Genomic DNA, 12,754 nt, shown 5'->3' on the forward strand with positions numbered 1-12,754 from the left:
GACCGGCGTGGGCCACATCGTTCTCACCTACCCGGTCACCTGCCCTGAGTCGGCTGCGCCGCCAGCAGCAGCGTCGTCAGGGACGCCAGTGCCGCGCAGGCCGCCAGCCCTCCCGCCAGCCAGCCCGGTGCCGCCGTCAGGTCCATCGCTCCGGTCAGCGATGCCGGGCCCATCCGCCCGTGCAGGACCTGGCCGGCCGCCAGGGCCGCGGGGACCAGAAGGGTCAGGGCCAGCAGCGGGACCGCCGGACGGATCGTCAGGAGGACCCCCAGGACCGTGCAGGCCAGGGCCGCGCCCAGGACCAGGCCGTAGATCTGGGGCGACTCGCCGTCGCGGTGCGGCGGGAGGGTCGCCGCGCCGGTCGCCAGGAGCAGCAGCGCCGTCAGGCGGGCCGCCCTGCGGGTCGTACGGTCGGGGGCCCGCCGGGGGCGTGCCGCCGTGGCGAGGCGTGCGGTCTCCTCGTCGTCGTACGCCGTCCCCGTACGGGAACTCCCCACCGGCGCCCCACGCGGCACCTCACCGCGTACGGCCATCCCGCGCGGCGGCTTGGTGTGCGCACCGGCGTGCGCGCCCCCTTCGGGCGCCGGGTCCGTGCTTCCGCGCTTCCAGCGGCGCGGGCGCCGGGGTGCGGACGCCTCCGGGGCGGGGGCGTCGGGGCGGTACGGCGGCCGGGCGGGGCCGGGCTCCTTGGCGGGCGAAGGGCGGCGTCCGGAGCCCGGGCCGATGCCGGAGCCGTCGGCGGGGTCGTGGTCCGGCGGGGGTGCCGTGCCGAGGACCGTGCGGTCCGGGGCGGTGCGGGCCGCCCGTTCCTCCTCGCTCAGCCTGCCGATGAGCTGGGCGAGTTCCTCGACGGGGCGGCGGGTCGCGGCGGTGCGTAGCGCCTCCTCCTCGCAGTGGGGTTCGAGGGGGGTGCGGTGCAGGAGCGCCATCAGGCGGGTGACGTCCTCGACGGACCGGCGTTCGGCCGCCGCGCGGATGATCTCGTCGGCGCCCTCGGCGGGGCGGGGCGGGCGGGTGAGGAGGGTGACGAGCCGGGTGACGTCCTCGACGGACCGGTCGACCCCGGCGGCGCGCAGGGCGTCGGAGGCGGCCCGGGCCGAGGCGGGCGACTGCTCCAGGAGGGTGATGAGTTCGGCCAGTTCCTCCAGGGGCCGGTCGGCCACTGCGGCACGGACCAGGCCGTCGACGGCGGTGCCGTGCGGAGGCGTGTCGGGGGGTACGGAGGCGGTGTGGAGCGCCTCTCCCCCGGGTATGGCGGTCGGGTTCGGGCGGATGGACGGAGAGCGGGTGGTCATGCTGTTCTCCATGAAATGGGTGCGGCCGCTTCTGCGCCCCCGAGTGCGGCACGCGGCTACCCTGCTCATTAGGGACACCCGTACGGCTTCGCGCCACTCGGGTGAGCCGGTGGAGTGAGCGAAGCCTCTCCAAACCTCCCACGGGGCGATACGAACGCCCTGGGCGGGTACTCCGAAAGGTGGGAGCCGCGACCGGCGGCGCCCTCGGACCTCCGGGAGGGGACGTGGACACGACCACGACGGTGATCGTCGTCGCCGCTCTCCTCGCGGTCGCCGTGCTCGCCGGCGCCGTAGCCGTGGCCGTACGGCTGGTGCGGACCCGGCGGGAGCTGCGGCGGGCCGGACTGCCGACCGGGCCGCGCTGGATCTTCTGGGGCGCGGTCCTCTATTTCGTGCTGCCGACCGACCTGGTGCCCGATCCGGTGTATCTGGACGACATCGGGGTGCTGCTCCTCGCGCTGCGTTCGCTGCGGACCTCGTCCAAAGACCTCGTCTGACCCGGATCAACCTTTTCGCCCCACCGCGCGGTCTCAGGTGCTGGGCGCGCAACGCGCCGCGATCACGCAGCGTGAGGAAACCAATCACCCGTTCGATTCGTATAAGTCAGTGGAAGCCGAAGGGAACCACCGGGCGACGCGACGACGCGGCAGACGACGGCTTGGTCGGCGCAGCACGGAAGAGGAGAGACGATGCAACCGTTCGCGCTCAACTACGCACGCCCTGCGGCGGAGTTGAAGGCCACGACTCCGTACGCCTACGACCCAGGAATGCAGTTGAACGTCACTTCGGACGGGAGGATCGCCGCGGCGGACCTCACCCTGCTCAGGGAACTCGGCACGACGACGTCCACGGCGGGTTCCAAGACGCACTTCGACGACTGAGATGACGGTCCTCATCCTCACCTGCGAGGAGGACGTGACGGCGGACATGGTCGTCGTGCACCTGAACGCGACGGGGGTGCCGGTGGTCCGGCTCGACCCCGCCGACCTGACGGGCGGGGTCGCGCTCTCCGGCGAGTACGTGCACGGCGCCTTCCGCGGCCATCTCTGGTCGGCCGGACGCCTGTTGAGCATGGACGGGCTGCGGTCGGTGTGGGTACGGCGGCCCGGTGTGCCCGCGTCGCGGGTGGCCGAGCCGTCCCAGTGGCTGACGGAGGAGTCCTCGCAGGCGCTGTACGGGATGCTGCGCTCGACGGGCGCGCGCTGGATGAACCATCCGGACGCCGCCCGCCGGGCCCGGCACAAGCCGTGGCAGCTCCGGGTCGCCCAGCAGAGCGGGCTGCCGGTGCCGGCCACGCTGATCACGACGTTTCCGCAGGCCGCGCGGGAGTTCGCGGAGCGGTTCCCGGATCTGGTGGTCAAGCCGGTGTCCGGGGCGCATCCGCAGGAGCCGCCGCGCGCGGTGCCGACGAGCCGGGTCGCGCCGGACGCGGACTTCTCGGCGGTGGCGTTCGGGCCGACCCTGCTGCAACGCCGGGTCCCCAAGCGGGCGGACATCCGGCTCACCGTCGTCGGTGACCGGATGCTGGCCGCGCGCAAGGAGGTCGGTGCGGACGCGGACCCCGCCGAGATCGACGTCCGGTTCGCCTCCCCGGCGCTGCCGTGGACGCCGGCCGAGGTGCCCGCGCGGGTCGCCGAAGGGGTGCTCGCGTATCTCCGGGCGGCCGAACTGTCCTACGGGGCCTTCGACTTCGCGGAGGACTCGGACGGAACCTGGTGGTTCCTGGAGTGCAACCAGTCGGGGCAGTTCGGGTTCGTGGAGGTGGAGACGGGGCAGCCGATCGCCCGGACCATCGCGGAGTGGCTGGCGGCGCCGGTGCCGGTGCCGGTGCCGGGGGAACGGGAGTCGTGCGACGGGAGTGATGCGGTGGCGTCGTGAGGGTCTCCGGGGCCGACCGCACGAGCGAAACGATTCAGCAAGCGGAGGGAACGGTTCGGCGCTGTGCGGCGTCCGGTAAGGGGCTCGACGCGTGCGGGTCCGGCCCGGCAGGGTGCCGGGCCGGACCCGGTGGCGTCAGGCGGACTTCGCCGGTGGCACCGAGAAGGCCACCTCGCCGCCCGGTTCCTCACTCAGCGTGTCCGGGAGTCCGCCGAGCGCGAGGCACAGGTGCTCGGCCATGCCCCGCGTCAGCTTCCCGTCCGGCGGCGGGACCCGGCGGCCGGTGTCCGCGTCGATCTCGCTGCGCGAACGCGCGTACTCGGCGCCCCAGTCGGCGTACCGGGGCAGCGCCAGCTTCCCGCCGTCCTCCAGGAAACCCCGTGCGGCGGCGGCCACGACGACCCGGATCCGCCGCTCGTAGCTCTCCGGCACGATCTCGGTGAACACGGTGACCCGGACCAGCCCGTTGCCGTCGTCCATCCCCCACGGCAACGTCCACTCCAGGGCCCCCGGCACCGGATCGTCCCGCCGCTTCCCGGCTCGCGCGGCCAACACCGCGAGCACGGGCCGCAGTTCACTCGCGATGTAGTCGTGCCACACCTCGACGGCCATGCACATCCCCCCTTCAGGGCACTGTCGTTCGACCTTAGAGGTCGAGGTAGCGCAGGGTCTCGGGCGCGGGGGCACTGTGCAGGTCCCCGTCGCGGATCTGCCACTGGCTCGCGCCCTCCTCCTCGTGGGTCGTGAGGAAGAAGCCGGTGACCAGGTCGCCGTCCGCGTCGGAGGCGGGGAGTTCGGCGATCTGTCTCAACTGGTCGAGCAGCCACGGGAGTTCACCGACGCGCAGGTCGGCGCCGAAGAAGGCGTAGCGGGTCCAGTTGATGGGGGCCGGGAAGCTCCAGCCGCCGCTGTAGAAGCCCTCGTCGGCGGCGCGGACGATCTCGTGGACGGCCTCCAGTTGCCGGTCGTCGCACTCCAGCCAGCCCCGGACGCTCACGAACACGCCCACCTCACGCCACCTGCCCCGCGTGCAGCGCCGTGTACGCCCCGCCCCTGCGCAGGAGTTCGTCGTGGGTGCCGACCTCTCGGATGCGGCCGTCGTCCATGACCACGATCCGGTCGGCGCCGCGGACGGTGGAGAGGCGGTGGGCGACGACGAAGGTGGTGCGGCCCTGGAGGAGGCGGGCCAGGGCCTGTTGGACGAGGGCCTCGGAGCGGGTGTCCAGGGCCGAGGTCGCTTCGTCGAGGACCAGGACCTTCGGGTCGCGGATCAACGCCCGTGCGATGGCGAGGCGTTGGCGCTGGCCGCCGGAGAGGCGGGCACCCCGTTCGCCGACCAGGGTGTCGAGGCCCTCGGGCAACTTGTCGACGAATTCGAGGGCGTTGGCGTCGCGGAGGGCCGCGCGGACGGACGCCTCGTCGGCCTCGTCCTCCATGCCGTAGGCGACGTTCTCGCGGATCGTGCCGTCGAAGAGGATCGACTCCTGGGGGACGACCGACACGAACCGGCGGTACGTACGCAGGTCCAGGGTGCTCATGTCGGTGCCGTCCAGCAGGAGTTGGCCCGAGGTCGGTCGGATGAAGCCGATGACCAGGTTGAGGACGGTGGACTTGCCCGCGCCGGACGCGCCGACGAGGGCGATCGTCTCGCCGGGCGCGACGTCGAGGCTGAAGTCGCGGACGGCGGCCCGGCCGGCGTCGTACGCGTGGTCGACCTGACGGAATGTCACCGCGCCTTGTACTGCGGTGATTTCGGTCTTGCCGTCGTTGTCCTCCGTCTCCGGGGCCTGGAGGACCTCGCCGATCGAGCGGACCGACTCCAGGCCCTTCGTGACGAGCGGGGCGAGACCCGTGAGGGTGGTGACGCAGCCGGTGAGGGTCGTCAGGAAGGCGCTGAGCATGACGACGTCGCCGGCGCTCACGCCCCAGGCGCCGTAGTACGAGACGAGCGCGGCGCCCGCGAGGACGAGTACGCCGACGACGTTGAGGACGACCCAGGCCAGCGAGCCGAAGCGGCCGTTGACGAGGTCGAGCCGCAGGCCCGAGTCGAGGAGGCGGCTCAGCGTGCCGTCCATGCGGCGCAGCGCCTTGCGTTCCAGGCCGTGCGCACGGGTCACCGGGATGAGGCGGGTCATCTCGGTGACGCGGGAGGACAGGGCCTCCACCTCGTGCCGGAAGTGTTCGTTGTGGCTGCGCAGGCGTTCCCTGAGGCGGGCGACGACGAACGCGGCGGCGGGGACGACGACGAGGAACACGGGCAGGAACTCAGGGGTGCGGACGCCGATGATGATCAGGCCGCCGGTCAGGACGGTGACCGCGCCGAGGCCCTGGTCGGCGGTCTGCTGCACCATCTGCTCGACCGACTCGACGTCCCGGACGACCTTCGCCTGGAGCACGCCCGCGCTGACGCGGGAGTGGTAGCCGATCGAGAGCTGCTGCATGCGGGTGCACAGCGCCGAGCGCAACGTCGTGCCCATGCGGCGCACGCTGCCGTACAGGAGACGGACGTACAGCAGGTGCAGGGGGTAGTTGACCAGCAGGATGAACATGATCACGCCGGTGCTCGTCCACAGGCGGCCGATCGGGCCGTGCTGGACGACCGTGTCGATGATCGACGCGGTGATCAGCGGAAGCAGCCAGACGGGGCTGTGCTTCACGGTGAACACGGCGACGGCCGCGAGGAGTTTGCGGCGGTCGGCGCGCAAGAGGTAGGCGAGTGTGCGGACGGGGTGCTCGTCCCGGTAGCGGTGGTCGAGCGGTCGCTCGTACGACGACGCCATGGGCAGTGGTCCTCCGGATCCCTGACGGTGGCTGGCGACCGACAGCAAGCGCTTTCTGCCGGTCGGCAGAAGTACATCAGGGATCAGGGGGTCCGTGGGGGCTGTCCGCCCGGTGAGATCGGCTTCTCGAAGGCTTGCGCACGGGGCGGGGCCTGGAGAGGCTGGCGGCATGCGCATCGGACTGCTCGGTACGGGGCCGTGGGCCCGCATGGCCTACGCTCCCGCCCTCTCGGGGCACCCCTCCCTCGAATTCGTCGGCGTGTGGGGGCGGCGGGGGGAGGCCGCGAAGGAGATCGCCGGGGAGTACGGGGTGCGGGCGTACGACGATGTCGACGCGCTCATCTCCGATGTGGACGCCGTCGCCGTCGCGCTGCCGCCGGATGTGCAGGTCGCGTTGGCCACGCGGGCGGCTCTCGCCGGGCGGCATCTGCTGCTGGACAAGCCGCTCGCGCTGGCCTCCGGGGACGGGCGGGAGTTGGTGGCGGCGGCTCGGGAGAGCGGGGTGGCGTCCGTCGTGTTCTTCACGGCCCGGTTCGATCCCGTGATCTCCGCGTGGATCCGTGAACAGGGGGCCGCGGAGGGGTGGTTCACCGGGCGGGCCGAGTGGCTGGGGTCCGTGTTCGCGTCCTCCGGCAGTCCCTTCGCGGAGTCGCCTTGGCGGCGGGAGAAGGGGGCGTTGTGGGATGTGGGGCCGCATGCGCTGTCCGTGCTGCTGCCGGTGCTGGGGGATGTGACCAAGGTGGGGGCGGCCGCGCATGGGCCCGGGGACACGGTGCATCTGGTGCTGGAGCATGCGGGTGGTGCTTCCAGCACGGTGACGCTGAGCCTGACGGCTCCTGACGCGGCCTCCGGGAACGCGGTGGAGTTTCGGGGGGAGGCGGGGGTGGTGGTGCTGCCCGAGGGGGTCAGCGATGCGGTGAGTGCGTTGAGGGGGGCGGCCGATGCGTTGCTGGAGGCGGTTGCTTCCGGTCGGCCGCACGCCTGTGATGCGGGGTTCGCGCTGCGGGTGACGGAGATCCTGGAGACGGCGGAGGGGGTTTTGGGGGCGGGGGCATAGGTGCGCGATCGAGGGTGCCGCAGCGGGTCCGATGGCGGCTGCGGCACCGTCGTGGCTGATCGCGCAGTTCCCCGCGCCCCTGGGGGCGCTGCGCGCCCCGTGCATCGACCTCGCCCCTCAATTCTGCCGGGCCTGCCTCTCCGCCCCCTGGCGCAGCCTTTCCTCAGCCGAACATCCCCGGCTGGTAGTCGCCCGCCGGCTGGCGGACGATCACGTTGGCCCTGTTGTAGGCGTTGATGAGGGCGATGAGGGACACCAGGGCCACCAGCTGGTCCTCGTCGAAGTGCTTGGTCGCGTCCTGCCACACCTCGTCGGAGACGCCGCCGTGGGCGTCGGCGATGCGGGTGCCCTCCTCCGCGAGGGCCAGCGCCGCGCGTTCCGCGTCGGTGAAGACCGTGGCCTCGCGCCAGGCGGCGACCAGGTGGAGGCGGGTCGCGTCCTCGCCGGCGGCGGTCGCGTCCTTGGTGTGCATGTCCGTGCAGAAGCCGCAGCCGTTGATCTGGCTGGCGCGGATCTTGACGAGTTCCTGGGTGGCCGCGGGGAGCGTGGAGTCGGTGACGGCCTTGCCGGCGGAGTTGACGTGCCGCAGGACCTTGCCGAAGAGCTGGTTGCCGAAGAGGTTGAGGCGGGCTTCCATGGTGGTCTCCTGTGCCGTTCCGTTGGGGTACACCACTAAGACAACGCGGACCGCGAGAGTGTGACGTCCCTGGATGTGACGCCGGTCACTCTTCCTCGAACGGCTCGTCGCTCCACCGGAACCACGCCCGCTCCCCCTCGATGTGCAGCAGGAACTCCGGCACAGGCCCCTCCGGGGAGGAGAGGGAGACGCGGCTCGTGATCGCGTCGTAGGCCGCCTCCCACTCCTCGGTCCACCCCTCGTTCAGCAGCGCCAGCTCGCGGGCGAAGAGGGGTTCGACGGCCGCGTACGCCGGTCCGGGCGTGAAGCGGCCCGAGAGCCAGGGGAAGTCGGCGTCGTCGATCGTGACCGAACCGACCTCCTCGTCCCCGCACCGCAGCCGCCAGACCTCACCGTCGAACCCCATGGCCCCTCCTGTCACTCAGCCCGATTCAGTCCGTCTCATCCCACCTTGTCACCCACCACTGACAACGCCCTCGCAGACGAAGTTCACCCGCTCCCGCACCACGGGATACCCGGCCTTCGTGAAGTGCGCGGCCATGGGGAAGTTCCCCTGGTCGGTCGCCCCGGCGATGAACTCCGCACCCCGTTCGGCGAGGTAGTGCGTGCACTCGGCGAGCAGGTCGTACGCGTACCCGTGCCCGCGCTGCTCGGGGACGACGCCGATGAACCCGATGCACGGCCCGCTCGGGTTGCGGGCCGGGATGTGGATGCCGGCCAGCTCACCGTCGGGCGTACGGGCGATCTGCCACCACTCACGGGGCGAGGGGCACCAGCGGAAGAAGTCGATCTCCTCCTGGGCCGCCTTGTCGAGGCCGCCCTCCTCGATGGCCTGGAGGGCGTGCGCGTCGAGGGTGACGGAGTGGATGCGGCGCAGGGCGTCGAAGAAGACGGCGTCGTCGGGTTCGGGCCCGAAGGAGAGGCGGCCGGGGCGGCCGGGGAGGCCGCACTCCGGGGTCCAGCGGTAGATGTAGCGCTCGACGAGGACGCGCTGCCCCGCCCGCCGGGCCGCGTCGGTACGGGCCTCGCCGGCGGCCTTCATCGCGGGGTCGTCGCGCCAGCCGCCGGGCGGGTTCAGCTCCACGCCGACCTGCCAGGGGGCCGTACGCAGCAGTTCCGCGGCGGCTTCCTCCTCGCCGTCGGCGAAGTCGAACCAGTGCGCGGCGAGGGGTTCGGTGTCGTCGGGGCCGCCCCACCAGGCGGCGCGGGCGACGACGCGGCCGTCGCGCAGGGCGACGCGCCGCCAGTCGGGGCGGTAGGTGACGTGGCCCAGGGCGGCGGCGGAGCGCAGCGGGTCGGGCAGGGTGTCGAACAGGTGGGCGTCGCTCTCGTCGAGCGCGCGGATGACCAGGTCGGTCACGGATTCCTCCGGGTAGCGGAAAACGATGCGCTCCCGGGCAGGTCAGACGCGGCACGCGACGGCGGCGGGGAGGGAGCGCGGGGTCTTGGTGGACTGCATGGCACTCGCCTCCTTCCGTTCGTCTCGGGCGTGCGGTCAGACCATACGACAGATGGTTCGGGGGTGTCCAAGAGTTTTCCGGCGACCCCTTCGGGCACGCGCACATGCGAGCCACGTGATGCGTGGAGATAGTTGTTTTATCGACACTGCCGGCTGTGCCCCACCAGAGGAGCCCACCCCATGACCACCCCCTCCGACGACCGCGCCACCCCCGACTCCCTCCTCCACACCCGCACGGGAACCGAGGTGACCGCCGAGGACCTCGTCCTCGCCACCGGCCGCGACCTCACCCCCGAGAACCTCGCCTGGGCCGAACGCAAACTCGCCGCGGAGGGCACCGCGGCGATCGAGAAGCTGCTCCCGTAGGACCGACGTACCCTTCCGGAAAGCCCCACCCGCTGTCAGACTCCGACCGTGCCCGACTTCGACATGCTGGTGCTCGGATCCGGTCCCGGTGGCCAGAAGGCCGCCATCGCCGCGGCCAAACTCGGCCGCTCGGTCGCCGTCGTCGACCGTGGTGACATGGTCGGCGGCGTCTCGCTGCACACCGGCACCATCCCGTCCAAGACCCTGCGCGAGGCGGTGCTGTACCTCACGGGGCTGACCCAGCGGGATCTGTACGGGCAGAGCTACCGGCTGAAGGAGAACATCACCGTCGCCGACCTCACGGCCCGTACGCAGCATGTCGTGAACCGCGAGACGGAGGTCATCCGCAGCCAGCTCGCCCGCAACCAGGTCCCGTTGTTCGCGGGGACCGGCCGCTTCCTGGACCCGCACACGGTCGCCCTGCGCGAAGTCACCGGCCACGAGCGGGTGTTGACGGCGGACCACGTCGTCATCGCGACCGGCACCCGGCCCGCGCGCCCGGAGACCGTGGAGTTCGACGGCCGGACGATCCTCGACTCGGACAACGTGCTGACGATCGAGCGGGTCCCGAGGTCGATGGTGATCGTCGGCGCGGGCGTGATCGGCATGGAGTACGCGAGCATGTTCGCGGCCCTCGGCAGCAAGGTGACCGTCGTCGAACGCCGCCCGGCCATGCTGGACATGTGCGACGTGGAGATCGTCGAGGCGCTCAAGTACCACCTGCGGGACCTGGCGGTGACGTTCCGGTTCGGGGAGACGGTCGCGGCGGTCGAGCAGCACCAGCACAGCGCGCTGACGGTCCTGGAGAGCGGCAAGAAGATCCCGGCGGACGCCGTGATGTACTCGGCGGGCAGGCAGGGCCTCACGGACGAACTCGCCCTGGAGAACGCGGGGTTGACGGCGGACAGGCGGGGCCGGATCGCGGTGGACGAGAACTACCGTACGCCGGTCCCGCACATCTACGCGGTGGGTGACGTGATCGGGTACCCGGCGCTCGCGGCGACCTCGATGGAGCAGGGCCGGGCGGCGGCGTACCACGCGTTCGGGGAGCCGGTGGGCCGGATGCACGACCTCCAGCCGATCGGCATCTACACGATCCCGGAGATCAGCTTCGTGGGCCGTACGGAGGATCAGCTCACCGAGGAGTGCGTGCCGTTCGAGGTGGGGGTGGCCCGGTACCGGGAGCTGGCGCGGGGTCAGATCATCGGGGACGCGCACGGCATGCTGAAGCTGCTGGTGTCGCCGGTGGACCGGAAGCTGCTCGGGGTGCACTGCTTCGGGAGCGGGGCGACGGAGCTGATCCACATCGGCCAGTCGGTGATGGGCTGCGGGGGCACGGTCGACTACCTGGTGGACGCGGTCTTCAACTACCCGACGCTGGCGGAGTCGTACAAGGTCGCGGCGCTGGACGCGACGAACCGGCTGCGCCAGCTGGACCGGATCGGGGACTGAATTCTCGTACGCCGCACGGGAGTTCGGGAAAAACGGTCGTAGAGGTTACCCGACGGTCAATCTTGAAAGGTAAACCGTTGGGACTATCATCACTCGCATACTCGGTGTGACCGGCCGCCGACGGAGCGGTGGCACGACAGGTCCCGCACGCAGGTTCGGCACGGCCTTTTTCCCGCCGCCGCCCAGGACACCCCCGGGGGCGCCCGGCGGGCAACCCCCCACCCCCCCCCACGCGCCGCCGGGCAGTCCCGCCGCGCGGTGTGCACGACGGAAAGCAGCGCACCATGAGCAACAGCAGTGGTCGAGGGCTCCAGGCGAACGTCCTCGGCACGTTCGACACGGCGGTGATGGCCATCGCGGGCAGCGCTCCCGCGTACTCGATCGCGGCGACGACGGCCGTACTGGTGGGGGCGGTCGGACTCGCCAGTCCGGCGGCGCTGCTGTACTGCGCGCTGCCGATGCTGGGCATCGCGCTCGCCTACCGCCACCTGGGCCGCATCGACGCGAACGCGGGCGCGGCGTACTCCTGGGTGGGGCGCACGCTCCATCCGTTCCTCGGGTTCCTCAGCGGGTGGGCGCTGGTGGTGTCGACGACCATCTTCATGGTCGCCGGGTCCCTGCCGGCCGGGTCGCTGACGCTGTCCCTGTTCGACGAGGGGCTCGCGGACTCCACGGCCTGGTCGACGGTGGTGGGGGCGGGCTGGTTCCTGGTCATGCTGGGGGTCGTGCTCGGCGGGGCGCGGCTCACCGTACGGGCCCAACTCATCATGTCCGGGATCGAGTTGACGATCCTCGTGGTCTTCGCGGGGCTCGCGTTCCTGCACACCGGCAACGCGCGGGCCTTCGACTGGTCCTGGTTCTCGCTCGGGCAGTTCGACGGGGTCTCCGGGTTCGCGGCGGGGGCGCTGGTCGCCGCGTTCTACTACTGGGGGTGGGACGTCACCAGCAATCTCAGCGAGGAGACGCGCGACAGCCGCCGCACGACCGGGCTCGCGGGGCTGATCGGGCTGGGGGTCGTGTTCCTGCTGTTCGAGATCTACACGATCGCCGTCAATGTCGTGCTGACGCGGGACGAGATCGACCGGGACTCGGCGAACGTGCTGGGCGCGCTCGGGGAGGCCGTATGGCCCGGGTGGGGCGGGAAACTGCTGGTCGTGGCGGTGATGCTGTCCACGATCGCGACGCTGGAGACGACCCTCATCCAGGTCACGCGGTCCCTGTTCGCGATGGGCCGCGACCGGACGATGCCGGCCGCGTTCGGCCTGATCCACCGGCGCTGGAACACGCCGTGGGTGGCGGTCGCCGTCGTCGGCGCGGTCGCGCTCACGCTGCTCGTCGCGTCAAACGCGCTCGGCTCGGTGGGCGAGATCCTCTCGGACGCGATCTCCGCGATGGGCCTCCAGATCGCCCTGTACTACGGCCTCACCGGGCTCGCCGCGGTCGTCGCCTACCGCAGGCTGCTCCTCACCTCCCCGGTGACGTTCCTCCTCGGCGGGGTGTGGCCCCTGTGCGGTGCCCTCTTCATGTTCTGGATCTTCGTCGAGTCCCTCGGCTCCCTGAGCACCCCCGCGATCACCATCGGCCTCGGCGGCCTCGCCCTCGGTCTGGTCCCCCTGCTCTGGTACCGCGCCCAGGGCAGCGACTACTACCGCCCGACCCGCCTCGACGCCTCCCACGCGATCACCGCCCACGCGGTACCGGCGGGCAGAGGGGCGTACGACGGCGTACCGACGGATTTCTGAGCATCGCCGGGCCCGGGGATGCGTACGGGGGTGGCGCGGCGATCCTCGGAGCGCGGAGGGCGTCCCCGGCACACACCTCTTCACCGGC

14 protein-coding genes are annotated in these 12,754 nt (G+C 71.8%); 7 read left to right on the top strand and 7 right to left on the bottom strand.

The genetic code is table 11. From position 1 onward, the window contains the following. Positions 1–35 precede the first annotated feature (35 nt). The gene (locus ACLZOT_RS12490) at positions 36–1,295 is read right to left on the bottom strand and encodes a hypothetical protein (protein ID WP_416968892.1); all 1,260 of its coding nucleotides are present in this window, start codon (positions 1,293–1,295) and stop codon (positions 36–38) included. Between the two features lie 224 nt (positions 1,296–1,519). Between ACLZOT_RS12490 and ACLZOT_RS12495 the strand changes: the two genes are divergently transcribed. From ACLZOT_RS12495 to tgmB, 3 genes are all read left to right on the top strand, one after another. After that, positions 1,520–1,792 carry a YkvA family protein gene (locus ACLZOT_RS12495; RefSeq protein ID WP_416968893.1) on the top strand — a complete coding sequence of 91 codons (273 nt, stop codon included), beginning with the start codon at positions 1,520–1,522 and terminating at the stop codon, positions 1,790–1,792. Between the two features lie 192 nt (positions 1,793–1,984). Further along, on the top strand, positions 1,985–2,176 hold the full coding sequence (tgmA, locus tag ACLZOT_RS12500; protein WP_416968894.1) for a putative ATP-grasp-modified RiPP: 192 nt from the start codon (positions 1,985–1,987) through the stop codon (positions 2,174–2,176). A 1-nt stretch (position 2,177) separates the two neighbouring features. Beyond that, on the top strand, positions 2,178–3,173 hold the full coding sequence (tgmB, locus tag ACLZOT_RS12505) for an ATP-grasp ribosomal peptide maturase (protein WP_416968895.1): 996 nt from the start codon (positions 2,178–2,180) through the stop codon (positions 3,171–3,173). A 135-nt stretch (positions 3,174–3,308) separates the two neighbouring features. On the opposite strand, the gene ACLZOT_RS12510 is transcribed toward tgmB, so the two are convergent. The 3 genes from ACLZOT_RS12510 to ACLZOT_RS12520 are packed head-to-tail and all read right to left on the bottom strand — an operon-like array spanning position 3,309 to position 5,953. After that, on the bottom strand, positions 3,309–3,785 hold the full coding sequence (locus ACLZOT_RS12510; RefSeq protein ID WP_416968896.1) for a hypothetical protein: 477 nt from the start codon (positions 3,783–3,785) through the stop codon (positions 3,309–3,311). 34 nt (positions 3,786–3,819) lie between these two features. Continuing rightward, a complete protein-coding gene (locus ACLZOT_RS12515; protein ID WP_416968897.1) occupies positions 3,820–4,182 on the bottom strand; it encodes a hypothetical protein in 363 nt (120 codons plus the stop codon). A gap of 1 nt (position 4,183) precedes the next feature. After that, the gene (locus tag ACLZOT_RS12520; protein WP_416968898.1) at positions 4,184–5,953 is read right to left on the bottom strand and encodes an ABC transporter ATP-binding protein; all 1,770 of its coding nucleotides are present in this window, start codon (positions 5,951–5,953) and stop codon (positions 4,184–4,186) included. Positions 5,954–6,122: 169 nt separating this feature from the next. Between ACLZOT_RS12520 and ACLZOT_RS12525 the strand changes: the two genes are divergently transcribed. Then, a complete protein-coding gene (locus tag ACLZOT_RS12525; protein WP_416968899.1) occupies positions 6,123–7,010 on the top strand; it encodes a Gfo/Idh/MocA family protein in 888 nt (295 codons plus the stop codon). Positions 7,011–7,173: 163 nt separating this feature from the next. Here the strand turns inward: ACLZOT_RS12525 and ACLZOT_RS12530 are convergent, their stop codons facing one another. The 3 genes from ACLZOT_RS12530 to ACLZOT_RS12540 all read right to left on the bottom strand — a co-directional run bounded on the left by ACLZOT_RS12530 (position 7,174) and on the right by ACLZOT_RS12540 (position 9,007). Beyond that, on the bottom strand, positions 7,174–7,647 hold the full coding sequence (locus ACLZOT_RS12530) for a carboxymuconolactone decarboxylase family protein (RefSeq protein WP_416968900.1): 474 nt from the start codon (positions 7,645–7,647) through the stop codon (positions 7,174–7,176). A gap of 85 nt (positions 7,648–7,732) precedes the next feature. Continuing rightward, positions 7,733–8,053: a hypothetical protein gene (locus tag ACLZOT_RS12535; protein WP_416968901.1), complete on the bottom strand. Its 321-nt coding sequence runs from the start codon at positions 8,051–8,053 to the stop codon at positions 7,733–7,735. Between the two features lie 48 nt (positions 8,054–8,101). Further along, positions 8,102–9,007 carry a GNAT family N-acetyltransferase gene (locus ACLZOT_RS12540; protein ID WP_416968902.1) on the bottom strand — a complete coding sequence of 302 codons (906 nt, stop codon included), beginning with the start codon at positions 9,005–9,007 and terminating at the stop codon, positions 8,102–8,104. A gap of 279 nt (positions 9,008–9,286) precedes the next feature. Between ACLZOT_RS12540 and ACLZOT_RS12545 the strand changes: the two genes are divergently transcribed. From ACLZOT_RS12545 to ACLZOT_RS12555, 3 genes are all read left to right on the top strand, one after another. Further along, complete coding sequence (locus tag ACLZOT_RS12545; protein WP_416968903.1) at positions 9,287–9,472, top strand: hypothetical protein; 186 nt, start codon at positions 9,287–9,289, stop codon at positions 9,470–9,472. Between the two features lie 48 nt (positions 9,473–9,520). After that, positions 9,521–10,924 carry a Si-specific NAD(P)(+) transhydrogenase gene (gene sthA, locus ACLZOT_RS12550; protein ID WP_416968904.1) on the top strand — a complete coding sequence of 468 codons (1,404 nt, stop codon included), beginning with the start codon at positions 9,521–9,523 and terminating at the stop codon, positions 10,922–10,924. 284 nt (positions 10,925–11,208) lie between these two features. Further along, entirely contained in the window at positions 11,209–12,666 is a 1,458-nt protein-coding gene (locus tag ACLZOT_RS12555) for an APC family permease (RefSeq protein WP_416968905.1), read from the top strand. Positions 12,667–12,754: the final 88 nt, after the last annotated feature.

Origin of the sequence: Streptomyces sp. 4F14 (genome assembly GCF_048159485.1) — a bacterium.
In the GTDB taxonomy this organism is placed as follows: Bacteria; Actinomycetota; Actinomycetes; order Streptomycetales; family Streptomycetaceae; genus Streptomyces.